This window comes from Actinotalea sp. Marseille-Q4924, assembly GCF_916618755.1.
GTDB lineage: Bacteria > Actinomycetota > Actinomycetes > Actinomycetales > Cellulomonadaceae > Actinotalea.
The window spans coordinates 327,153-350,279 of record NZ_CAKAKB010000003.1 but is presented as its reverse complement, the minus strand read 5'-3'; the positions used below and the strand labels follow the sequence as shown (position 1 = coordinate 350,279).

The following is a 23,127-nucleotide window of genomic DNA, read 5'->3' as shown; positions in this document are numbered from 1 at the left end:
GCTCCACGCTACCCGCGGAGCCCCCGCGGACCGGGGAGGGCGGGCCGGTGTCGGCCGGGTGCGGTGTGTCCGCACCCACGGCTCACGCCTCCACGACCACCGGGATGATCATCGGCCGACGGCGCAGCCGGTTCGACACCCACCGGCCGACGACCCGGCGCATGACCTGCTGGAGCTGGTGGTTGTCGGCGGTGCCGGTCGTCGCGGCCTCCTCGAGCGCGCGGGCCACCTCGGGCTGGATCTCTGCGAACACCGACTCGTCCTCCGCGAAGCCGCGCGCGTGGATCTGCGGCCCCGCGACCACCTTGCCCGTGGCCGAGTCGACGACGGCGAAGATCGAGATGAACCCCTCCTCCCCGAGGATCCGCCGGTCCTTGAGCTCGGCGTCGGTGAGGGTCCCCACGCTCGAGCCGTCGACGTAGACGTAGCCGCAGGGCACCACGCCGACGACGGACGCGCGCCCGTCGACGAGGTCGACCACGACGCCGTCCTCGGCGAGCACGACCCGGTCCGCCGGCACTCCGGAGCGCACCGCGATCGCGCCGTTGGCGACGAGGTGGCGGACCTCCCCGTGCACGGGCATGACGTTGCGCGGGCGCAGGATGTTGTAGCAGTACAGGAGCTCGCCGGCACTGGCGTGGCCCGACACGTGGACGCGGGCGTTGCCCTGGTGGACGACCGTGGCGCCGAGCCGCATGAGGCCGTTGATGACGCGGAAGACGGCGTTCTCGTTGCCGGGGATCATCGACGACGCGAGGACGACGGTGTCCCCGTGCCCGACCTGCACCCTGTGGTCCCGGTTGGCCATCCGGGACAGCGCCGCCATCGGCTCGCCCTGCGAGCCGGTGCACATGAGCACCACCCGGTCCGGCGGGAGGTCGTCGACCTGCTTGACGTCGACCAGGACGTCGCCGGGCACGGTGAGGTAGCCGAGGTCGGCGGCGATCCCCATGTTGCGGACCATCGAGCGGCCGACCAGCGCGACCTTCCGGCCGTGGGAGTGGGCGGCGTCCAGCACCTGCTGGACGCGGTGCACGTGCGAGGCGAACGACGCGACGATGACGCGCTGCTCCGCGCCCGCGAAGACCGAGTCCAGCACGGGGCCGATCTCGCGCTCGTGCGTGGTGAAGCCGGGGACCTCGGCGTTCGTGGAGTCGACCATGAACAGGTCGACCCCTTCCTCGCCCAGGCGGGCGAACGCCCTGAGGTCGGTGATCCGGCCGTCCAGCGGCAGCTGGTCCATCTTGAAGTCGCCCGTGTGGAGGACGAGCCCGGCGCCGGTGCGCACGGCGACGGCGAGAGCGTCCGGGATCGAGTGGTTGACGGCGACGAACTCGCAGTCGAACGGACCGAACACCTCCCGCTGCCCCTCGCTCACGGCGAACGTGAACGGCGTGATCCGGTGCTCCCGGAGCTTGGCCTCCACGAACGCGAGCGTCAGCTGGGACCCCACGACGGGCAGGTCGGGCCGCAGGCGCAGCAGGTACGGGACGGCGCCGATGTGGTCCTCGTGCCCGTGCGTGAGGACGAGCGCCTCCACGTCGTCGAGGCGGTCCGCGATGTACGAGAAGTCCGGGAGGATGAGGTCCACGCCCGGCTGGTGGTCCTCGGGGAACAGGACGCCGCAGTCGATGACGAGCAGCCGGCCCTCGTGCTCGAGGACGGCCATGTTGCGGCCGATCTCGCCGAGGCCGCCGAGGGCGACCACGCGCAGGGCGCCGGTCGCCAGCGCGGGCGGCAGTCCGAGCTCGGGGTGGGGGTGGGACATCACGCCTCCTCGAGCAGACCGGCGGACACGAGGGCGGCGCGGACGGCGGCGACCTCGGCCTCGTCGGCGGGGACCTGGGGCAGGCGCATGGCCGGGCTCGGGATGACGCCCGTCAGCCACAGCGCGAGCTTGGACCGGAGTGCGCCGTTGCCGCTCCCGCAGATGACCTCGATGGCGGGCAGCTGCCTCACGAGGGCCTCGCGGGCCGCGGCGAGGTCGCCGGCGTCGACCGCCCGGATCATCGCGGCGATGTCGTCCCCGACGAGGTGGCCGGCCATGCTGACGACGCCGACGGCGCCGTGGGCGAGGAACGGCAGGGTGAGGGGGTCGTCGCCGGAGTACCACGCCAGGCCGGTGCGTCGGATCCCCCGCAGGGCGCCGACGACGTCGCCCGTGGCGTCCTTGATCGCGACGACACGGTCGTGCTCAGCGAGCCGGTCCAGGGTCTCGTCGGCGTAGCGGACGACGGTGCGGCCCGGGACGTCGTAGAGCATGACGGGCAGGTCGGTGCTGTCCGCGACCGCCACGGTGTGCCGGTAGACGCCCTCCTGCGACGGACGGGAGTAGTACGGCGTGACGACGAGCAGCCCGTGCGCACCGGCCTCCGCCGCCTGCTCCGCCATGCGGACCGCGTGGGCCGTGTCGTTCGACCCCGCGCCGGCGACGACGACGGCCCGGTCGCCGACCGCGTCGACGACGGCGCGCACGAGGTCGGCCTTCTCGGGGGCGTGCGTCGTGGGCGCCTCGCCGGTGGTGCCGTTGAGGACGAGGCCGTCGTGACCGTGGTCGACGAGGTGTCGGGCCAGCGCCGCGGCGGCGTCGAGGTCGACCGCGCCGTCGTCGGTCATCGGGGTGACCATCGCGGTGAGGACGGCCCCGAACGGACGGTGGGCAGTGGTCGGCACCATGGCGGACAAAGTACCGCTGCGCGTGCGGGTGCGGCGGCCGTGACCATGTGGGGGCGCCGCCCGCGGTCGCCGGTCGAGGTGTGCCCGGGCACCCACTCGGGGGACGCCCCCGCCGGATGCGGTCTCGAGCCGGGCGCGCCGCACCAGCGCGCCCGCCCTCTCAGCGCCGCACGTAGCTCCTGAACCGGTACGGCACCCCCGACACGGCCAGCGCCCACCCCTCCGCGGGGACGGTCGCGACGAGCCGCCATCGCGCCGGGTCGACCGCGGGGGCCGTGGTGTCACCCTCCACGTCGACGTCCAGCTCGGTGACCTCCAGCCGGTCCGCGACCGGCTCGAACGCCCGGTACACCTGCCCCCCGCCGATCACCCACGCGTCCCGGTCGCCCACGACGTCGAGCGCCTGCGTCACGGAGGCCGCGACCCGCGCGCCGGGCAGCTCGAGGCCGGCTCGGCGGGTGAGGACCAGGTTCTCCCGGTCCGGCAGCGGCCGGAACCGCTCCGGCAGGGCGTCCCAGGTCCCTCTGCCCATGACGACGACGTGCCCGCGCGTCAGGCCTCGGAAGTGCGCCAGGTCCTCCGGGACGTGCCACGGCATCGCGCCGTCGCGCCCGATCACGCCGCCGTGCGCCTCGGCCCAGACCATCCCCAGCACGGCGTCAGACCGCCACGGGCGCCTTGATGGCGGGGTGGTGGCGGTAGTCGACGACCTGGACGTCCTCGAACACGTACCCGTCGATGGACGCCGCCCGCCTCAGCCGGAGAGTCGGTGACGGGTAGGGCTCGCGCGAGAGCTGCTCACGCACCTGGTCCACGTGGTTGTCGTAGACGTGGCAGTCCCCGCCGGTCCAGACGAGGTCCCCCACCTCGAGGTCGGCCTGCTGCGCGACCATGTGCGTCAGGAGTGCGTAGGAGGCGATGTTGAACGGCACGCCGAGGAACAGGTCGGCGCTGCGCTGGTAGAGCTGGCAGGAGAGCCGGCCGTCCGCGACGTAGAACTGGAAGAAGGCGTGGCACGGCGCGAGTGCCATGCGCGGGATGTCCGCGACGTTCCACGCCGACACCACCATCCGACGCGAGTCCGGGTCGCGCCGCAGCGTCTCGATCACCTGGGCCAGCTGGTCGACCGTCCCGCCGTCCGGGGTCGGCCACGACCGCCACTGCACGCCGTAGACGGGACCCAGGTCGCCGTCGGGCGCCGCCCACTCGTCCCAGATCGTCACACCGTTCTCCTGCAGCCACCGGACGTTCGGGTCGCCGCGCAGGAACCACAGCAGCTCGTAGACGACCGAGCGGAGGTGGACGCGCTTCGTGGTGACCAGCGGGAAGCCCGCGCGCAGGTCGAACCGCATCTGGTGGCCGAAGACGCTCCTCGTCCCCGTCCCCGTGCGGTCGGACTTCGGCGTCCCGGTCTCCATGACGAGGCGCAGCAGGTCCTCGTACGGGGTGCTGGAGGGGGTCGTCGCTGGGCTCGTGGCGGCGTCGTCCGGCATGCGGGTCATGCTAGGCCCGCGCGGGATACTGCTCCGCGTGCCTGCCACCGACGACGCCGACCTCGTCGGCCGCGAGCACGCCGACGCCCGGGCCGTGGTCCGTCAGGCCGTGTCCGTGGCCGTAGCGACCGGTGTCTACGGGATCTCCTTCGGGGCGCTCTCCGTCGCCGCCGGCCTGGACCTGTGGCAGACCATGGCGCTGAGCCTCCTCATGTTCACCGGCGGCTCGCAGTTCGCCTTCATCGGCGTCGTCGGATCGGGCGGCGCACCGGTCGCCGCCGTCGCCACCGCGGGTCTGCTGGGTGCCCGCAACGCCTTGTACGGCGCCGTCATGGCGCCGCTCGTCCAGGCCCGCGGAGCACGCCGGCTGGCGGCCGCGCACGTGACGATCGACGAGTCCGCCGCCGTGGCCAACGCGCAGCGCGACGTCCGGGACGCGCGGCTCGGGTTCTGGTGGACCGGGGTGGGCGTCCTCGTCCTGTGGAACGCCTTCACGGTCGTCGGGGCCGTCGTGGGCGACGCGCTCGGCGACCCGGCGCGCTGGGGGCTGGACGCCGCCGCGGCCGCCGCGTTCCTGGGGCTGCTGTGGCCCCGGCTCGCCGGCCGTGCCGCGCAGGGGGTGGCGGCGGGCGCCGTCGTCGTCGCGCTGGTCCTGACCCCCGTCGCCCCGGCCGGCGTCCCGGTCCTGGCCGCCGCCCTCGTCGCGGTCGTGGCGGGGTGGCGCACCCCGGGCGAGCCGACGGCGCTGCGTGCCCGCGCGCGGCGACGCCGCTCCGGCCCGGGCCCGGAGGCAGCCCGGTGACCCCGTACGTCGCCACGTGGGTGGCCGTCCTCGCGGCGAGCGCGGTGTGCTTCGCGACGAAGCTGGCCGGTCACCGCGTGCCGCAGCACTGGCTGGCCGAGCCGCGGGTGGCGCGCGTCGCCTCGCTCGTCACGGTCGCGCTGCTCGGCGCACTCGTGGCCGTCCAGGCGTTCACGACCGGGCGCGAGGTCGGGGTCGACGCCCGCGCGGTCGCGCTCGGCGTCGCGGCCGTGGCCCTCGCGCTGCGGGCTCCGTTCGTCGTCGTGGTGGTGCTGGCGGCCGTCGTGGCCGCGACGCTGCGCGCCCTGACCTGACCTGGCCCGCCCCCGCCCGGCCGCTCGGCCGTTGCTAGCCTGCCGACATGGCCCTGTTCCGTGAGACCGCCGACGTGTCCGTCCGGCCCGCGACGCCCGGCGACGAGGCCGCGATCGCCCGCACCCAGCTCCGTGCCTGGCGCAGCCACCACGCCGACGTGCTCGGCGAGGCGGTCCTGGAGCAGCTCGACGCGGACGCGGTCCAGGAGCAGTGGGCCCAGGCGATCTCCGCGCCCCCGACGCGGGAGCACCGCGTGCTCGTGGCGTGCGACGGACCCCACGTGGTGGGGTTCGCCGCGTCCGCACCCGCGGAGGACGGCGTGGAGGTCGTCGCCCTCGAGGTCGACCCCGACCACCAGCGCGGCGGGCACGGCTCCCGGCTCCTCGCCGCCTGCGTCGACCTGGCGCGCGAGACCGGTGCGGACCACGTGCGCACCTGGGTCCTCGACGGGGACACCGCGCGCGAGGAGTTCCTGGGCGCGGCGGGCCTGGGCCCCGACGGCTCCCGTCGGGACCTCGCGTCCGCCGGCCCGGAGGAGGACGGGACCGGGCCGCGCAGCGTGGGCGAGCGCCGCTGGGCAGCCGAGATCTGACGGGTGTCAGGCCCGGCGGTGCAGCCGGGCGGCGGTGCGCAGCGACTCCCGCGCGCGCCGGCGGTCGCCCGCGGCGTCGTACGCGAACGCCAGCCGGTACCACGCCGCCCAGTCCCCCTCCGACGCCTCCACCGCGGTCCGCGCGGCGGCGAAGGCCTCGTCGGCGGCGGCGCGCTCGATGCGGCCACCCGGGCTGCGGGGCAGGTCGTCGACCGGCAGACGGCCCTGGCGCTCGAGCTCGTCGGCCATCCGCTGCACCGCCACGGCCATCCGCCACTCCCGCACGAGGACCCAGACGCCCAGCGCCGGCAGCACCAGGACGCCGACGCCGAGCACCACCGCCACCGGCTCACCGGTGCGCACGAGCGCCAGACCGCGGTCCGCGACCGCGACGATGTAGAGGACGAGGAGCGCGCTCAGAACGAGCGCTCCGACCGGGCCGCGGCGCACGGCTCAGCCGAGGTCGAGCAGGTGCTCGAGGCCGACGGTCAGCCCGGGGCGCCGTCCGATGCTGCGGACGGCGTGCAGCACGCCCGGCATGAACGACGTCCGGTCGAAGGAGTCGTGGCGGATCGTCAGCTGCTCCCCGGGGTTGCCGAGGAGGATCTCCTCGTGCGCCACGAGCCCGCGCAGGCGCACCGCGTGGACGTGCACGCCGTCGACGACGGCGCCGCGCGCCCCCTCGAGCTGCTGCGTCGTGGCGTCGGGCACGGGACCCAGGCCGGCGGCGCGGCGCGCCCGCGCGATGGCCTCGGCCGTGTGCCGTGCGGTGCCGCTGGGGGCGTCCACCTTGTCCGGGTGGTGCAGCTCGACGACCTCGACGGACTCGAACCAGCGGGCGGCCCGGGCGGCGAACGCCATGGCCAGGACCGCGCCCAGCGCGAAGTTGGGGGCCACGAGGACGCCGACGTCGTCCACCCGGTCCAGGTGGCGCCGCACGCGCAGGAGCGCCTCGTCGTCCCAGCCGGTGGTGCCGACGACGGCGTGCACGCCCAGGTCCAGCAGCGTGTGGACGTTGGCCTCCGTGACGTCCGGCACCGTGAAGTCGACGGCGACGTCGGCTCGCACCTCCTGCACGAGCGCGAGGTCGTCCCCCGCGTCGACCCGGGCCACGAGCTCGAGGTCGGTCGCCGCGTCGACGGCGGCGCACACGGTGGCGCCCATGCGTCCGGCCGCGCCGAGGACCGCGACCCGGAGCGGCTGCGGGTGATCGCCTGGTTTCACAGCAGCCGACAGTAGTCGCTGGGCACCGAGCCCCCGACCGAGGACGCCACGACGCTCAGACGCCGAACGGGCCGACGGTGACGACGGACCGCGGCCGGGCGGCGAGCTCGGCGGCGAGCTCCTGGACCTGGGCCCGGGTCACCGCGCGGATGCGCTCGAGCGTCTCCTCCTGGGACAGCAGCTGGCCGTGGACGAGCTCCGCCTTGCCGAGCCGGCTCATCCGGGAGCCGGAGTCCTCCAGCCCGAGGACGAGCCCGCCGGAGAGCTGCCCGACGCTGCGGCGCAGCTCGGCCTCGGTGATGCCGTCCGCCGCGAGCCGGTCCCACTCGTGGTGGAGCAGCTCGAGGACCTCCTCCACCTTGCTCGGCGTGCAGCCGGCGTAGAGGCCGAAGATGCCGGCGTCGGCGTGCTGGGAGGAGAAGCAGTAGGTCGAGTACGCCAGTCCCCGCTTCTCGCGGATCTCCTGGAACAGGCGGCTGCTCATGCCGCCGCCCAGCGCCGTGGTCAGCACCGACAGCACGAACCGACGCTCGTCCGCGGCGGTCAGGCCCAGGCCGCCGACGACGACGTTCGCCTGCTCGGTCGTGCGGTGGACGACCAGCGCCGCCCCGCCGGAGGGCAGACCGCTCGAGCCGTCCGCCGCCGAGGCCTCGGAGGTCCGACGCCGCACGGGGACGGCGGCGTCGTCGAGGTCCCATCCCCCGACGCGCACGGCGTCGAGCACCTGGGCGCACAGGGTGTCGTGGTCGACCCCGCCGGCGGCGGTGACGACCAGGGTCTCGGGCCGGTAGTGCTCGGCGTAGTGGTCGTGGACGGCGGACCGCGGCACGCCCTCGATGGTCCCCGGGGTGCCGCCGATGGGGCGACCCAGGGGGTGGTGCCCGAGCACGGCCGCGGCGAACTGCTCGTGCGCGACGTCCGACGGGTCGTCGTCGTTCATCGCGAGCTCTTCGAGGATGACGCCGCGCTCGATCTCGAGCTCGTCGGGGTCCAGGGTCGCCGAGGTGACCATGTCGGTGATGACGTCGACGGCCATGGGCAGGTCGGCGTCGAGCACACGGGCGTAGTAACAGGTGTGCTCCTTGCCGGTGGCGGCGTTCGCCTCGCCCCCGACGGCGTCGAACGCCTCCGCGATGTCCATCGCGTCCCGGCGCTCGGTCCCCTTGAACAGCAGGTGCTCGAGGAAGTGCGTCGAGCCGTGGTGGCCGTCGCGCTCGTCCCGCGACCCGACGCCGACCCACGCGCCGACCGTCGCCGAGCGCAGGCCCGGCATCGACTCGGTGAGGACCCGGACACCCCCGGGCAGGACGGAACGGCGCACGATCGCGCCGCCGTCCTGCCCGGCGGTCAGCCGGCTGCCCGGCTCGCCCGGGCCCACCAGCGGGAGGTCGAGAGGCACCTCAGCCCTGGTCGCCCTCGGCGGCGTCGCCACCCTCGGCGTCGGACTCCTGGACCACCGCGTGCAGCGACAGCTTGCCGCGCGGGTCGATCTCGCCGATCTCGACCTGGACCTTCTGGCCGATCGACAGGACGTCCTCGACGTTCTCCACCCGCTTGCCCCCGACGAGACGGCGGATCTGCGAGATGTGCAGCAGGCCGTCCTTGCCGGGCGACAGGGAGACGAAGGCGCCGAACGACGTCGTCTTGACCACGGTGCCGACGAAGCGCTCGCCGACCTCGGGCATGTGCGGGTTCGCGATGGCGTTGATCGCCGCGCGAGCCGCCTCGGCGGACGGGCCGTCCGTCGCGCCGATGTAGACGGTGCCGTCGTCCTCGATGGAGATGTCGGCGCCCGTCTCGTCCTGGATCTGGTTGATCATCTTGCCCTTCGGGCCGATGACCTCGCCGATCTTGTCGACCGGGACCTTCACCGTGATGACGCGCGGCGCGAAGGGCGACATCTCGTCGGGGGCGTCGATCGCCTCCGCCATGACGTCGAGGATGTGCAGACGCGCCTCCTTGGCCTGCGTCAGCGCGCCGGCCAGGACGTCGGCGGGGATGCCGTCGAGCTTCGTGTCGAGCTGGATCGCCGTGACGAACTCGCGGGTACCGGCGACCTTGAAGTCCATGTCGCCGAAGGCGTCCTCGGCCCCGAGGATGTCGGTGAGCGCCGCGTAGCGGGTCTCACCGTCCACGGTGTCGGAGACCAGACCCATCGCGATGCCGGCGACCGGCGCCCGCAGCGGCACACCGGCGTTGAGCAGCGACAGCGTCGAGGCGCAGACCGAGCCCATCGACGTCGAGCCGTTGGAGCTCAGCGCCTCCGACACCTGGCGGATCGCGTAGGGGAACTCCTCGCGGCTCGGCAGCACGGGCATGAGGGCCCGCTCCGCCAGGGCGCCGTGACCGATCTCGCGGCGCTTCGGGGAGCCGACGCGGCCGGTCTCACCGGTCGAGTACGGCGGGAAGTTGTAGTTGTGCATGTAGCGCTTGCGCGTCTCGGGCGACAGCGTGTCGAGCTGCTGCTCCATGCGCAGCATGTTGAGCGTCGTGACGCCGAGGATCTGCGTCTCCCCCCGCTCGAAGAGGGCGGAGCCGTGCACCCGGGGCAGCACCTCGACCTCGGCCGAGAGCGTCCGGATGTCCCGCAGGCCACGGCCGTCGATGCGGAACCCGTCGGTGAGGATGCGCTGACGGATCAGCGCCTTCTGCACCGAGCGGTACGCCGCCGACAGCTCCTTCTCGCGGCCCTCGAAGCGGTTCGCGAGCTCGGCGACGACCTCCGCCTTGATCTCGTCGAGGCGGTCGTTGCGCGCGGTCTTGTCCGCGATGGACAGCGCCTCGCCGAGGCGCGCCTGGGCGGCGGACTCCACGGCCTCGTAGGCGTCGGGCTGGTAGTCGGGGAAGACCGGGAACTCCTGCGTCTCCTTGGCGTTGCCCGCGGCGAGCTGCGCCTGCGCCTCGCAGAGCGCCCGGATGAACGGCTTCGCCGCCTGGAGGCCCTGCGCGACGACGTCCTCGGACGGCGCCGTGGCGCCCTCGTCCTTGATGAGGTTCCAGGCCTTCTCGGGCGCCTCGGCCTCGATCATCGCGATGGCGACGTCGTCACCGACGACACGGCCGGCCACGACCATGTCGAAGGAGGCGCGCTCGCGCTCGGAGTAGCGCGGGAACGCGACCCACTGGCCCTCGACGAGGGCGATGCGCACGCCGGCGACCGGGCCGGAGAACGGCAGGCCCGACAGCTGCGTGGACATCGACGCGGCGTTGATCGCCAGCACGTCGTACGGGTCGTCCGGGTGCAGCGCCATGACCGTGACGACGACCTGGACCTCGTTGCGCAGGCCCTTGACGAAGAGCGGGCGCAGGGGCCGGTCGATGAGGCGGCACGCCAGGATGGCGTCCGTCGAGGGACGCCCCTCGCGGCGGAAGAACGAGCCGGGGATCTTGCCGGCGGCGTACTGGCGCTCCTCGACGTCCACCGTCAGGGGGAAGAAGTCGAACTGCTCACGCGGGTGCTTGCCTGCCGTCGTGGCGGACAGGAGCATCGTGTCGCCGTCGAGGTAGGCGACGGCGGCACCGGCGGCCTGCTTGGCCAGGCGGCCCGTCTCGAAGCGGACGGTGCGGGTGCCGAAGCGGCCGTTGTCGATGACGGCCTCGGCGAACTGGATCTCGGGTCCCTCCACGGGAGCCCTCCTTGTCTCGAGGGCGCCCGCCTGGCGACGGTCTTCGATCGAGGTCCGCGGATGTCCCGGCAGTACCGGACGAGCTCCGCAGGCCACTACCGAGGACCGGGCACCGGTACGGGCGCGGGTGTGCGGTGGTGGTGCGCCGCCCGCTCCGGGCCCCCGTGGGCTGTGCCCTCGGTGGCCCCGACCGGGCGGGTGTCGGGCCCCGACACGCGGCGCCCGACACCGGACCAGCCCGGACCCTCGCGGGTCCGGGCTGGTCCGGGACGTTCAGCGGCGCAGGCCGAGGCGCTCGATGAGGCTCCGGTAGCGCTCGATGTCGATCTTCTGCAGGTAGCCGAGGAGGCGGCGACGCTGGCCGACGAGGAGCAGCAGGCCCCGACGCGAGTGGTGGTCGTGCTTGTGCTGCTTCAGGTGCTCCGTGAGGTCCTTGATCCGCTGCGTCAGCAGCGCGATCTGGACCTCCGGGGAGCCCGTGTCGTTCTCGGTGGTGGCGTACTCGGTCATGATCCGCTGCTTGGTGGCGGCATCAAGAGGCACAGGCTCTCCCTCGGGTCGTTGCGCGGTGCTCCGGGGCATGTCCACCCGGGCGCTCTGGGTCCGCGGCCGTTCTGACGGCACAGCCATCGTAGCAGTCCGGCGTCGGGCGGCCGCCGACCCCGCTACGCCCCCCGGGTCCGCGACGACGCGCGGCCCGGCGCGTCCGAGAGGTCGGCGCCCAGCACCAGGGGTCCGGCGGCGAGCAGCTCGCGGGTGCGCTGCACGTCCTGCTCCATCTGCGCCACCAGCGCCTCGACGGTGTCGAACCGCAGGGTCGGGCGCAGCCGGTGCACGAGCTCGACCACGACCTCCTCGTCGTAGAGCTCCAGGTCGGTCCGGTCGGGCACGTGCGCCTCGACGCGGCGCTCGACGCCGTCGAAGGTGGGGTTCGTCCCGATGGAGACCGCCACCGGCAGGTAGCCGTCCGGCAGGTCCGCGGGGCGGTCCACCCGACGCAGCCAGCCCGCGTAGACGCCGTCGGCCGGCACCATGCCCGTCGTCGTGCCGAGGTTGGCGGTCGGGTACCCCAGCCCGCGCCCGCGTGCGTCCCCGTGGACGACCACGCCCCGTACCCGGTGGGGCCGGCCGAGGATCTGGGTCGCGGCCTCCACGTCGCCCGCCGCGAGCAGCTCCCGCACCCACGTCGAGGACCACCGCCGCTCCTCCGGCGCCGTGCCGTGGACGTCCTCGAGGACGTCCACCTCGAAGCCGTACCGGCGCCCGAGCTCGACCATGGTGCTCAGGTCACCGCTGTTGTCCCGGCCGAACCGGACGTCCCGGCCGACGACGACGCGGACGGCGCCGAGCGCGTCCACGAGGTACCGGCGGACGAAGTCCTCGGGCGTGGTCCGCGCGAAGTCCAGGGTGTACTCGACGAGGAGCACCGCGTCCAGGCCCGTCTGCGCGAGCAGCTCGAGGCGGTCGGTCACGCCCGTGAGCAGCTCCGGCGCCGACTCCGGTCGGTGCACCTGGAGGGGGTGCGGGTCGAACGTCACGGCGATCGCCCGACCGCCCGTCTCGCGGGCCGACGCCACCATCCGGGACAGGACCGACCGGTGACCTCGGTGGACACCGTCGAAGTTGCCGATCGTGACCACCGACGGACCGGCGTCCCGAGGGACCTGGTCCAGGTCCGTCCAGCACTCCATGCGCGCTCCCTCTGCGTGAACGTCGGCGCCCGGCGCCGACCGACCGGACCAGCCTCCCACCCGCGCGCGGTCGTCCGCGCCGAGCGTCGCACCCCGTGTCGTGCCCGGACCGGCGGCCCTCATGCGGGCCGCAGGACGAGCAGGGGGCGCGCCGCGCCGTCGGCGTCGGCGAGCAGCGCGACGAGGCCGCCGTCCGGGGCGAACGCCGCCACGGGCGCCTCGGGCGTCCCCACCGGTCCGTCGACCGCGGAGGCGATCCGCTTGCCGTGCCCGAGGGCGACCGCCTCGGCGTCGTCGAGCTCCCGGACGGCGAAGGCCGCCCGGGCCGCGTCCTCCAGCGAGAGGACGGTGAAGGACTCCTCGAGCTGCTCGAGCGTCCGGGCCACGGCGAGGCCGTAGCCGCCGACCCGCGTGCGCCGCAGCGCGGTGAGGTGCCCCCCGACGCCGAGGGCGGCCCCGAGGTCCCTCGCCAGCGCGCGGACGTACGTCCCGGAGCTGCACGTGACGGCGACGTCGACGTCGAGCGCAGTGCCGTCCGCGGTCGGCACCTGCCGCGCGCCGCGCACGTCGAAGGCGTGGACGACGACGGGACGGGCCGGGAGCACGACGTCCTCGCCGGCCCGCACGCGGGCGTACGACCGCTTCCCGTCGACCTTGATCGCGCTCACCGCCGAGGGCACCTGCTGGATCGGTCCGGTGAGGGGGACGACGGCGGCGCGCACCTGCGCCTGGGTGACGCCTGAGGCGTCCGCGGTGCTGAGGGTCTCGCCCTCCGCGTCGTCCGTCGTGGTCGTCGCGCCCAGCCGGACGGTGGCCTCGTAGTCCTTGTCCGCGCCGACGACGTAGGTGAGCAGCCGCGTGGCCCGCTCGACCCCGAGCACCAGCACGCCGGTCGCCATGGGGTCCAGCGTCCCGGCGTGACCGACCTTGCGGGTCCCGGCGAGACGTCGCACGCGCGCGACGACGTCGTGACTGGTCCACCCGGCGGGCTTGTCGACGACGACGAGGCCCGACGGTGCGGTGGTCACGGCCGGTCGTCCGCCGCGCCGTCGTCGGAGGTGGCGGTGCCCGCCACGTCGTCGACGTGGGAGTCGTCGGCGAGGTCGTCGTCGGGCCGGCGGTAGGGGTCGGCGTCCCCCGCGTACTGGGCGGAGGCCGCCAGCGCCGCCAGCTCGGCGTCGCGCTGGGCCGCGCGGCGCAGGGTCTCCTCGAGGTGGCCTGCCGTCTCCGGAAGGGCGTCGGCCACGAACTCGAGCGTCGGCGTGAGCCGGATGCCGATCTGCTTGCCGACCTCCGAGCGGATGAGGCCCTTCGCGCTCTCGAGCGCCGCAGCGGTCCCCGCGCGGGCCTCCTCGTCGCCCAGCACCGTGTAGAAGACCGAGGCGTGCTGGAGGTCTCCGGTCACGCGCACGTCGGTCACGGTCACGAAGCCGAGCCGGGGGTCCTTGACGCGCGTGTCGAGCATCTGCGCGACGACCTGCTGGATCCGGTCCGCGACCTTCCGAGCCCGAGGATGATCAACCACGAGAACCTCTCTTCCCTCCTGTCCAGGAGGAGTAGCGACCGCTTCCGGTGAGCGGCCTCACGACAGAACCCCGCGGGTCTGTGCGGCCCCGAGCGGGTACCCACGGTGACGCCCGTGAGCGGGTCGGGGTACCGATGCGCGGACCGTGGTGGGCCTGGCAGGGCGCCCGACGAAGGAGGGCGCCGGGTGGGCCGCGCATCGGTACCCCGACCCGCGGCCCAACCCGGACGTCAACTCAGGAGCGAGGCTTCTCCCGCATCTCGAACGTCTCGACGACGTCGTCGACCTGCAGGTCGTTGAACGACCCGAGACCGATACCGCACTCGTAGCCCTCGCGGACCTCGGTGGCGTCGTCCTTGAACCGCTTGAGCGACTCGATCGCGAGGTTCTCCCCCACGACCGTGCCGTTGCGCAGGACGCGCGCCTTGGCGTTGCGGCGGATGATCCCCGAGCGCACGAGCGACCCGGCGATGTTGCCGAACTTGCTGGAGCGGAAGATCTCGCGCACCTCGGCGGTCCCGAGCTGCACCTCCTCGTACTCCGGCTTGAGCATGCCCTTGAGGGCCGCCTCGACGTCGTCGATCGCCTGGTAGATGACCGAGTAGAACCGGACGTCGACACCCTCGCGCTCGGCGAGGTCCTCGACGCGCTCGGCGTACTTGACGTTGAACCCGAGGATGATCGCGTTGTCGACCGTCGCGAGGTTGACGTCGTTCTGCGTGATGGCACCCACACCGCGGTGGATGACCCGCAGGGCGACCTCCTCGCCCACGTCGATCTTGAGCAGCGCGTCCTCGAGCGCCTCGACGGCACCGGAGACGTCGCCCTTGAGGACCAGGTTGAGGGTCTCGACCTTGCCCTGCTGCAGCGCGCTGGTGAAGTCCTCGAGGCTGATCCGCTTGCGGCGCTTCGCCAGGAGCGCGGCCCGCTCGGCGGCCTCGCGCTTCTCGGCGATCTGCCGTGCCGTCCGGTCGTCCGGCGCCACCAGGAAGGTGTCACCTGCGCGGGGGACGGACGTCAGGCCGAGCACCTGGACGGGTCGGGCGGGGGTGGCCTCGTCGACCGTGCCGCCGTGCTCGTCGAACATCGCACGCACGCGGCCGTGCGCCGTGCCGGCGACGATCGCGTCGCCCACCCGCAGCGTCCCGGACTGGACGAGCACGGTGGCGACGGAGCCGCGGCCCTTGTCGAGGTTCGCCTCGACGGCGACACCACGGGCGTCCTTGTCGGCGTTGGCCCGCAGGTCCAGCGCCGCGTCGGCGGTGAGAAGGACGGCCTCGATGAGGTCGTCGATGCCCATGCGCTTGAGCGCCGAGATGTCGACGAACATCGTGTCGCCGCCGTACTCCTCGGCCACCAGGTTGTACTCGGTGAGCTGCTGCCGGATCTTCGCCGGGTTCGCGCCCTCCTTGTCGACCTTGTTGACCGCCACGACGATCGGCACGCCGGCCGACTGCGCGTGGTTGAGCGCCTCGATGGTCTGGGGCATCACGCCGTCGTCCGCCGCGACCACGAGGATCGCGATGTCCGTGACCTGGGCACCACGGGCACGCATGGCGGTGAACGCCTCGTGGCCCGGGGTGTCGATGAAGGTCACGGCACGCTCGAGGCCCTCGTGCTCGGTGTGGATCTGGTACGCACCGATGTGCTGGGTGATCCCGCCGGCCTCCCCGGCGACGACGTCCGCGGAGCGGATGGCGTCGAGGAGCTTGGTCTTGCCGTGGTCGACGTGGCCCATCACGGTCACGACCGGGGGCCGCGCCGTGAGCTGCTCGTCGCTCTCCTCGGCGAGCTCGGCCTCGAGGTCGATGTCGAAGGCCCCGAGCAGCTCGCGGTCCTCCTCCTCCGCCGAGACCATCTCGATGACGTAGCCGAGCTCGGACGCGAGCGTGCCGAACGTGTCCTCGTCGAGCGACTGCGTGGCGGTGGCCATCTCACCGAGGTGGAACAGCACCGTCACGAGGCTCGCCGGGTTGGCGTCGATCTTGTCCGCGAAGTCGTTGAGCGACGCGCCGTGACGCAGCCGGACGACGGTCTTGCCGTCACCCCGGGGAACCTGCACGCCGCCGAGCGACGGCGCCTGCATCTGCTCGAACTCCTGGCGCTTCGCGCGCTTGGACTTGCGTCCGCGGACCGGGCGACCACCGGCACGCCCGAAGGCGCCCTGGGTGCTGCCGCGACCGGCGCCGCCGGGACGACCGCCACCGCCGCCGGGGCGGCCGGCGAAGCCGCCGCCACCGGCACCGGGCGCGCCGGGACGACCGCCGCCGCCCGCACCGGGACGACCGCCGCCCGGACGTCCGGCACCCCCACCGGGTCCGGCACCGGGCCGGCCCACGGAGGTCTTGCCGGGCATCATGCCGGGGTTCGGACGGGGGCCACCGGGACCCGCGGCCGGCGGCCGCGGTCCGCCGGGACGCTCGCCGGCGCCGTCACGGCTGCCGCCGGGCCGGGGCATGCCCTGGCTCGGGGCGAACGGGTTGTTGCCGGGGCGCGGGCCGCCGGGACGGGGTCCGCCCTGGCGGGGCATGCCCTGGCTCGGTGCGAACGGGTTGTTCCCCGGACGCGGACCACCGGGGCGACCGCCTGCGGGACGCGACCCCGCTGCAGGAGCGGCAGGCGCGGCGGGCGCGGCAGGCGCCGGGCGCGGGCCCGGCGTGGGGCCACCGGCACGGGCCGCGGGAGCGGCGGGTGCCTCGGGGGCCGCCGGGGCCTGGGCTGCGGGGCGCGCGGGGGCCGGACGCGGTGCCTCGGGCGCCGCCGGGGTGGCGGGCGCGCTGGGCGCGGCGGACGCTGCCGGCGCGGGCTGCTCCGCTGCAGGTGCAGCGGGGGCCGCGGGCTTCTGGGCCGGCTTGGGGGCGGGCTTCGTCGCGGGCTTCTCCGCGGCACCACCACCACCGGCGGGATAGGCGTCGCGGAGGCGACGCACGACGGGGGGCTCGATGGTGGAGGACGCGGAACGCACGAACTCACCCATCTCGTTGAGCTTGGCCATGAGGGCCTTGCTCTCGACTCCGAGCTCCTTGGCGAGCTCGTAGACGCGGACCTTTGCCACAACTCTCCTGTCCTCGGCCCGCCCGGACAGGAGCGGACCGTCGTCAGTTCTGGGGACTCATCGGTAGGTACTCATCGGGGGCCCATCGGCTTCCAGCCCGCTTCCTTGTCGATGAACGGTGGTCCCGGTCAGGCCGACGGTCGGCCGGACCGGTCCTCGAGGTGACGCCGGACGGGCGACGTGTCGAGCGGACCGCTGTGCAGGGCACGCGGGAGCGCTCGTCGCCGTTCGGCGAGCTCGAGACACTGCAGGTCGGGGTGCACCCAGGCACCGCGCCCCGGAAGGGAACGCCGCGCGTCGACGACGGCGAGGTCTCCCTCGTCGCCCCCCACGCGCACCACTCGCAGAAGGTCGATCTGCTGGTCGCGCCTCCGGCACCCCACGCACGTCCGCACCGGTCCCGTGACGGGACCAGTGACGCGCTCGGCGCCACCTGTGCTGTGCTCGGGGAGCCGGACCCGCGGTCCAGCACCAGGCAGTCTAGCGTGCCGGGTCACGAGGCGGGACCGGGGCCCTCGTCCGCCGTGTCGGACCGGATGTCGATCTTCCACCCCGTGAGCTTCGCGGCCAGGCGTGCGTTCTGCCCCTCCTTGCCGATCGCGAGGGAGAGCTGGTAGTCCGGCACGACGACCCGGGCGGCGCGCGCGACCGGGTCGACCACGGTGACCGAGGACACCCGGGCCGGCGACAGGGCGTGGGCCACCATCTCCGCCGGGTCGTCGCTGTGGTCCACGATGTCGATCTTCTCGCCGTGGAGCTCCGCCATGACGGCCCGGACGCGCGCGCCCATGGGGCCGATGCACGCGCCCTTCGCGTTGAGGCCCGCCACGGTGCTGCGGACCGCGATCTTGGTGCGGTGCCCCGCCTCGCGGGCGAGCGCGGTGATCTCCACCGAGCCGTCGGCCACCTCCGGCACCTCGAGCTCGAAGAGCTTGCGCACCAGGCCCGGGTGCGTGCGAGAGAGGGTGATCGAGGGACCCTTGGGTCCCCGGGAGACGTCGAGCACGTACCCGCGCAACCGCTCGCCGTGCACGTAGCGCTCGGTCGGGACCTGCTCGTGCGCCGGCAGGACCGCCTCGGTGCCGCGGACGGCGACGAGCACCGTGCGCGGGTCGCGGCCCTGCTGGATGACACCGGCGAGGACCTCGCCCTCCATGCCGCGGAAGCTCCCGAGGACCTGCTCGTCCTCGGCGTCGCGCAGCCGCTGCACGATGACCTGGCGTGCGGTCGCCGTGGCGACGCGGCCGAAGCCCTCCGGGGTGTCGTCGAACTCCGGCCCGAGCTCGAACGTGGGGCGTGGGGGCGTGGCCACCGCGTCGGCACCGTCCTCGTCGTCGTCCGCGTCGGGCGCGGGCTCGGCCGGGACCTCGATCTTCTCCCGGGCCCACACCGTGACGTGCCCGGTGCGGCGGTCCACCTCCACGCGGGCGTGCTCCTGCGCCCCGCTGGTGCGGTGGTACGCCGACAGCAGCGCCTGCTCGATCGCGGACACCAGCGTGTCGAGGCTGATCTCCCGCTCGTGCTCCACCAGGCGCAGCGCCTGCATGTCGATGTCCATCAGCCCTCCTCGCCGTCGGTGTCCGCGTCGTCGTCCGCGGCGGCGTCGGCGCCACGGAAGTCCAGCTCGATCGTGCCCCGCGCGACGTCGGCGAGCGGCACGTGCAGAGGGCCCGACGCGGCGTCGAGCTCCAGCACGTCGTCGTCGCTCACGGCGACCAGGCGGCCCTCGAGGGTGCGTCCGTCACGCAGCGCCAGCCGCACGAGCCGCGTCCTCGCGCGACGGAAGTGTCGCGGCTCGGTGAGCGGCCGCGACGTGCCGGGCGTCGACACCTCGAGCAGGTACTCACCGGGAAGGGGGTCGTGCCGGTCGAGCGCCCCGGAGATGTCGCAGGAGACCTCCGCGAGGGTGTCCGAGTCGAGGCTGCCGACGGCGTCCTCGGGCAGGTCCACGGTCACGCGGACCACCGAGTGGCGTCCCGCACGGCTCACCACCACGTCCTCCAGGTACAGGCCGGCGGCCGCCACGAGGGGCTCCACCACCTCGCGCGCCTGCTGCGCGGGGCCGCTTCCGGACGTGACCATGCTGGACTCCCGATCGTCAGGGCGGGCCCTCCGACGGATACGACCCTCTGGACTTGTCCCGACCAGCCTAACGACTCCGGCAGGGGTGGTCGTGGCAGGATCTCCCGCGATGCCCGACAGCCCCGCCCGCACCTCCGCCGTGACGCGCGTCAGGGTGGCGCTCCTCGTCGTCGCGACCCTGACCGTCACGGGGTGCGGCCTGAGGCTGGAGACACCGCCTCCGGAGCCGCCGGTCCCGGACGCGGCCGAGACCGTCCGCCAGCGCACGGTGGCGGACGCCGTCGCCCTGCAGGACCTCGCGGGCGGGACGGAGCACCCCGACCCGGCCGTGCAGCTCGTCCTGGACGCGGTCGCCGAGGCGTCCGCCGCCCACGTGGACGCCCTCGGCGGCGTGTACGACCCGGGCACGGACCCCGTGGGGCCGGAGCCGAGCACCGGGGTGCCCGACACCTCGCCCACGCCGACGGCCGGACGCCAGGACGGCGACGCCGCCGGCGGCGGCGGCGGCGGGACAGCGGACGGCGAGACCTCGGCGGACGAGACGGTGGAGGTGCTCGTCGACGCCCTGGCGGAGACGTCGGCGACGGCAACGGCCGACGCCGACGCGGTCGAGGACGGCACGGTCGCCCGGGTGCTCGCCGCCGTCGCGACCAGCAGGCTGCTGCTGGGTGAGCGCCTGGCGGTCGCCGACGGCGCTCCCGCGGAGGGCGCGGACCGGGCCGAGCCGTGGCCCGCGACGGCGCCGGCGGTCCTTCCCGAGGGCGTGACGGAGACGGACGTGCTGCCCCTGGTCACCGCGGAGGACCTGGCCGGCCAGGCCTGGGAGGTCGTCGCGGCGCGGCGCGAGGGCGACGCCCGCGCGGTCGCGGCCGAGCGCGCCGTGGTGCACCGCGAGCGCGCCCGCGCGTGGGCGGAGGCGACAGAGGTCGCCGGGACGGGTCTGGACCCGCGTCGGGCGGGCTACGCCCTGCCGCCGGGCCTGCTGTCGGGCGAGGAGCCCGCTGCCACCGAGGACCTCGCCACGCTCGAGACCGGGCTCGCCGACGCCTACGCCACGCTCGTCGCCCGAGCGGCGCCCACGCAGCGCACCCCCCTGCTCGCGGCCTCCGCCGACGCGACGGCTGCTGCGGCGTCGCTCACGGGTCGGCTGCCGACCTTCCCGGGCATGCCCGAGCTCGCCGGCTGAGCCACCGTCCGCGCTGATCGACCGGCGGGCGTCAGCCGCCGAGCAGGTCCGCCACCACGCGACCGATGTGGTCGGCGGCGTCCGCGACGGGGACCTGCTCGCCGGTCGGGCGACCGCCGTCCGACGACGCCCGCCGCAGCCGGACCTCCACGACCCCGTCGGCGAGGCCCCGGCCCACCACCACGACCACCGGAGCACCGATGAGCTCGGCGTCGGCGAACTTGACGCCCGGCGAGACCTTCGGCCGGTCGTCGTAGAGCACCTCCACGCCCTGACCCACCAGGTCCGCGGCCAGCTCCTCCGCGGCGGCGAAGACCGCCGCGTCCTTGCCCGTCGCGACGAGGTGCACGTGCGCGGGGGCGACGGCGGCCGGCCAGGTCAGCCCCGCGCCGTCGTGATTGGTCTCCGCGAGCGCGGCGACGGCGCGCGAGACGCCGACGCCGTAGGAGCCCATGGTCACGGTGACGGCCTTGCCGTTCTGGTCCAGGACGGACAGCCCGAGCGACTCGGCGTACTTGCGGCCGAGCTGGAAGATGTGGCCGATCTCGATGCCCCGCGCGAGCTCCAGCGGACCGGACCCGTCCGGCGCCGGGTCACCCGCCCGCACCTCCGCGGCCTCGACCGTGCCGTCACCCACGAAGTCGCGGTCGGCCACGAGGTCGAACACGTGCCGGCCGGGCTCGTCCGCACCGGTGACCCAGCGCGTCCCGGTGACGACCCGGGGGTCCAGGAGGTACCGGATGGCGTCGTCGCGGCCAGTGTTGGCACGTCCGAGCGCGCCGGGGCCGATGTAGCCCTTGACCAGCTCCGGGTGGCGTGCGAAGTCCGCCTCCCCCGCCGTCTCCACCGTGGCCGGCGCCAGGGACGCCTCGAGCCGCTTGAGGTCGACGTCCCGGTCCCCGGGCACGCCGACGACGACGACCTCGCGCTCGCCGGACGGGTGCACCAGCGCCAGGACGACGTTCTTCAGGGTGTCGGCGGCCGTCCAGGGCCGATCGGGACGCGGCTGACGCTCGTTCGCGACCGCGACGAGGGACTCGATGGTCGGCGTGTCCGGCGTGTCCTCGACGTGCGCCGCCGGGGCGTCGTCGTACGGCAGCGCGTCGGGCACCGGGGTGGTCACGGCCTCGACGTTCGCGGCGTAGCCGCCTGCGGAGCGGACGAACGTGTCCTCGCCGATGGGCGTCGGCATGAGGAACTCCTCGCTGCGCGACCCGCCCATCGCGCCGGACATCGCCGACACGATGACGAACTCGAGACCCAGCCGGGCGAAGATCCGCTGGTACGCCTCGCGCTGACGCAGGTACGACGCCTCGAGCCCGGCGTCGTCGACGTCGAAGGAGTAGGCGTCCTTCATGATGAACTCGCGGCCACGCAGCAGGCCCGCGCGGGGGCGCGCCTCGTCGCGATACTTGGTCTGGATCTGGTAGAGCGCGAGCGGCAGGTCCTTGTAGGAGGAGTACAGGTCCTTGACCAGGAGCGTGAACATCTCCTCGTGCGTCGGCGCCAGCAGGTAGTCGTTCTCCCTCCGGTCGCGCAGCCGGAAGAGGTTCGGCCCGTACTCCGTCCAGCGCCCCGTCTCCTCGTACGGCTCGCGGGGCAGGAGGGCCGGGAAGTGGACCTCCTGCGCCCCGATCGCCGCCATCTCCTCGCGGACGACGGCCTCGACCTTCGCCAGGACGCGCAGACCCAGCGGGAGCCACGTGTAGATGCCGGGCGCCGCGCGACGGATGTAGCCGGCCCGGACCAGGAGGCGGTGGCTCGGGACCTCGGCGTCGGCCGGGTCCTCCCGCAGGGTGCGCACGAACAGGGTCGACATCCGCAGCAGCATGGGCGTCAGCCTAGTGGCGGGCGGCGCGGCTCCCGGTCGGCGCGGGCACGCCTCCGGGCCCGGCGCGGGGGCGGGCGGAGCCCCTCGGCACGCGTCCGGCCGCGCCCGTGGCGCGCCCGACGCGACCGGGTGCACGATGGCGTCGTGCCCGAGCTCCCCGAGGTCGAGGCGCTCGCCCGCTTCCTGGCCGAGCGCACCGCCGGCCGGACCGTCGCCGACGTCACCGTGGTCGCCGTCAGCGCCCTCAAGACGTTCTCCCCCGCGCCGGCCGACCTCGTCGGGCGCCCGGTCCTCGACGTCCGCCGGCACGGGAAGTGGCTGGACCTGGCGACGGACGGGCCGCACCTGATCGCCCACCTCTCCCTTGCGGGATGGGTGCGCTGGTACGACGCCGTGCCGACGACGACGCCCCGGCCCGGCCGCAGCCCCATCGCGCTGCGGCTGCGGCTGGACGACGGCAGCGGGTTCGACCTCACGGAGGCGGGGACGCGCAAGCGCCTGGCGGTGCACCTGGTCGACGACCCCGCGCAGGTCCCGCTGGTCGCGAGCCTGGGCGTCGACCCCCTGTCACCCGAGCTCACCGTCGAGCGCCTCGCCGCGCTCCTGTCGGCCCGGAGCCAGCAGGTCAAGGGGCTGCTCCGGGACCAGCGCGCGATCGCCGGGATCGGGAACGCCTACTCCGACGAGATCCTGCACGCCGCGCGGATGAGCCCCTTCGCCCTGACGACGTCGCTGGACGCCGCGGCCGTGGCGCGGCTGCACGAGGTCGTGCGCACGGTGCTCACCGACGCGCTCGCGGCCGCCGCCGGCCGGCCGGCCGCCGAGCTCAAGGACGCCAAGCGTCGCGGCATGCAGGTGCACGGCCGCACCGGGCTGCCGTGCCCGGTGTGCGGGGACACGGTGCGGGAGGTGTCCTTCGCGGACCGGTCCCTGCAGTACTGCGCCACCTGCCAGACGGGCGGCAGGCCGCTCGCGGACCGGCGGCTGTCCCGCCTGCTGCGCTGAGCGCCGCGCGGTCCGCGCACCGAC

General features: G+C 74.5%; 22 protein-coding genes. 5 read left to right on the top strand and 17 right to left on the bottom strand.

What is annotated here, in order from left to right:
* Positions 1–82 precede the first annotated feature (82 nt).
* The 4 genes from LG379_RS08340 to LG379_RS08325 all read right to left on the bottom strand — a co-directional run bounded on the left by LG379_RS08340 (position 83) and on the right by LG379_RS08325 (position 4,169).
* A complete protein-coding gene (locus LG379_RS08340; protein ID WP_225754113.1) occupies positions 83–1,768 on the bottom strand; it encodes a ribonuclease J in 1,686 nt (561 codons plus the stop codon).
* Complete coding sequence (gene dapA / locus LG379_RS08335) at positions 1,768–2,676, bottom strand: 4-hydroxy-tetrahydrodipicolinate synthase (RefSeq protein WP_225754112.1); 909 nt, start codon at positions 2,674–2,676, stop codon at positions 1,768–1,770. The genes LG379_RS08340 and dapA overlap by 1 nt, the downstream gene beginning before the upstream one ends.
* 160 nt (positions 2,677–2,836) lie before the next feature.
* A complete protein-coding gene (locus LG379_RS08330; RefSeq protein ID WP_304522451.1) occupies positions 2,837–3,322 on the bottom strand; it encodes a dihydrofolate reductase in 486 nt (161 codons plus the stop codon).
* Between the two features lie 13 nt (positions 3,323–3,335).
* Positions 3,336–4,169 carry a thymidylate synthase gene (locus tag LG379_RS08325; RefSeq protein ID WP_225754110.1) on the bottom strand — a complete coding sequence of 278 codons (834 nt, stop codon included), beginning with the start codon at positions 4,167–4,169 and terminating at the stop codon, positions 3,336–3,338.
* A gap of 37 nt (positions 4,170–4,206) precedes the next feature.
* Between LG379_RS08325 and LG379_RS08320 the strand changes: the two genes are divergently transcribed.
* The 3 genes from LG379_RS08320 to LG379_RS08310 are packed head-to-tail and all read left to right on the top strand — an operon-like array spanning position 4,207 to position 5,878.
* Positions 4,207–4,971 (top strand): AzlC family ABC transporter permease, encoded by a 765-nt coding sequence (locus LG379_RS08320; RefSeq protein ID WP_225754109.1) that lies wholly within the window; start codon positions 4,207–4,209, stop codon positions 4,969–4,971.
* On the top strand, positions 4,968–5,285 hold the full coding sequence (locus LG379_RS08315) for an AzlD domain-containing protein (protein WP_225754108.1): 318 nt from the start codon (positions 4,968–4,970) through the stop codon (positions 5,283–5,285). Before LG379_RS08320 ends, LG379_RS08315 begins: the two co-directional genes overlap by 4 nt.
* 47 nt (positions 5,286–5,332) lie before the next feature.
* Entirely contained in the window at positions 5,333–5,878 is a 546-nt protein-coding gene (locus LG379_RS08310) for a GNAT family N-acetyltransferase (protein WP_225754107.1), read from the top strand.
* Between the two features lie 6 nt (positions 5,879–5,884).
* Here the strand turns inward: LG379_RS08310 and LG379_RS08305 are convergent, their stop codons facing one another.
* The 12 genes from LG379_RS08305 to rimP form a co-directional block, all read right to left on the bottom strand.
* The gene (locus tag LG379_RS08305; protein ID WP_225754106.1) at positions 5,885–6,328 is read right to left on the bottom strand and encodes a hypothetical protein; all 444 of its coding nucleotides are present in this window, start codon (positions 6,326–6,328) and stop codon (positions 5,885–5,887) included.
* Positions 6,329–6,331: 3 nt separating this feature from the next.
* Complete coding sequence (dapB, locus tag LG379_RS08300; RefSeq protein ID WP_225754105.1) at positions 6,332–7,102, bottom strand: 4-hydroxy-tetrahydrodipicolinate reductase; 771 nt, start codon at positions 7,100–7,102, stop codon at positions 6,332–6,334.
* Between the two features lie 55 nt (positions 7,103–7,157).
* The gene (locus tag LG379_RS08295; RefSeq protein ID WP_370634474.1) at positions 7,158–8,501 is read right to left on the bottom strand and encodes a M16 family metallopeptidase; all 1,344 of its coding nucleotides are present in this window, start codon (positions 8,499–8,501) and stop codon (positions 7,158–7,160) included.
* A 1-nt stretch (position 8,502) separates the two neighbouring features.
* Complete coding sequence (locus LG379_RS08290; protein ID WP_225754104.1) at positions 8,503–10,728, bottom strand: polyribonucleotide nucleotidyltransferase; 2,226 nt, start codon at positions 10,726–10,728, stop codon at positions 8,503–8,505.
* A 273-nt stretch (positions 10,729–11,001) separates the two neighbouring features.
* Entirely contained in the window at positions 11,002–11,271 is a 270-nt protein-coding gene (gene rpsO / locus LG379_RS08285) for a 30S ribosomal protein S15 (RefSeq protein ID WP_225754103.1), read from the bottom strand.
* Between the two features lie 122 nt (positions 11,272–11,393).
* On the bottom strand, positions 11,394–12,419 hold the full coding sequence (locus LG379_RS08280; protein WP_225754102.1) for a bifunctional riboflavin kinase/FAD synthetase: 1,026 nt from the start codon (positions 12,417–12,419) through the stop codon (positions 11,394–11,396).
* 119 nt (positions 12,420–12,538) lie between these two features.
* Positions 12,539–13,447: a tRNA pseudouridine(55) synthase TruB gene (truB, locus tag LG379_RS08275; protein ID WP_225754101.1), complete on the bottom strand. Its 909-nt coding sequence runs from the start codon at positions 13,445–13,447 to the stop codon at positions 12,539–12,541.
* Positions 13,444–13,944, bottom strand: coding sequence for a 30S ribosome-binding factor RbfA (gene rbfA / locus LG379_RS08270; RefSeq protein ID WP_225754100.1), 501 nt, complete (start codon positions 13,942–13,944; stop codon positions 13,444–13,446). The genes truB and rbfA overlap by 4 nt, the downstream gene beginning before the upstream one ends.
* Before the next feature lie 235 nt (positions 13,945–14,179).
* Positions 14,180–16,999 carry a translation initiation factor IF-2 gene (gene infB / locus LG379_RS08265; RefSeq protein ID WP_225754099.1) on the bottom strand — a complete coding sequence of 940 codons (2,820 nt, stop codon included), beginning with the start codon at positions 16,997–16,999 and terminating at the stop codon, positions 14,180–14,182.
* Between the two features lie 128 nt (positions 17,000–17,127).
* A complete protein-coding gene (locus LG379_RS08260; RefSeq protein ID WP_255632897.1) occupies positions 17,128–17,331 on the bottom strand; it encodes a YlxR family protein in 204 nt (67 codons plus the stop codon).
* Between the two features lie 161 nt (positions 17,332–17,492).
* The gene (gene nusA, locus LG379_RS08255) at positions 17,493–18,557 is read right to left on the bottom strand and encodes a transcription termination factor NusA (RefSeq protein WP_225754097.1); all 1,065 of its coding nucleotides are present in this window, start codon (positions 18,555–18,557) and stop codon (positions 17,493–17,495) included.
* Positions 18,557–19,081 (bottom strand): ribosome maturation factor RimP, encoded by a 525-nt coding sequence (gene rimP / locus LG379_RS08250; RefSeq protein ID WP_225754096.1) that lies wholly within the window; start codon positions 19,079–19,081, stop codon positions 18,557–18,559. Before rimP ends, nusA begins: the two co-directional genes overlap by 1 nt.
* A 109-nt stretch (positions 19,082–19,190) precedes the next feature.
* Here rimP and LG379_RS08245 point away from each other — a divergent pair, with 109 nt between their 5' ends.
* Positions 19,191–20,267 carry a DUF4439 domain-containing protein gene (locus LG379_RS08245; protein WP_225754095.1) on the top strand — a complete coding sequence of 359 codons (1,077 nt, stop codon included), beginning with the start codon at positions 19,191–19,193 and terminating at the stop codon, positions 20,265–20,267.
* A 31-nt stretch (positions 20,268–20,298) separates the two neighbouring features.
* On the opposite strand, the gene LG379_RS08240 is transcribed toward LG379_RS08245, so the two are convergent.
* Entirely contained in the window at positions 20,299–22,098 is a 1,800-nt protein-coding gene (locus LG379_RS08240) for a proline--tRNA ligase (protein ID WP_225754094.1), read from the bottom strand.
* Between the two features lie 144 nt (positions 22,099–22,242).
* Here LG379_RS08240 and LG379_RS08235 point away from each other — a divergent pair, with 144 nt between their 5' ends.
* Positions 22,243–23,103: an Fpg/Nei family DNA glycosylase gene (locus LG379_RS08235; RefSeq protein ID WP_225754093.1), complete on the top strand. Its 861-nt coding sequence runs from the start codon at positions 22,243–22,245 to the stop codon at positions 23,101–23,103.
* Positions 23,104–23,127: the final 24 nt, after the last annotated feature.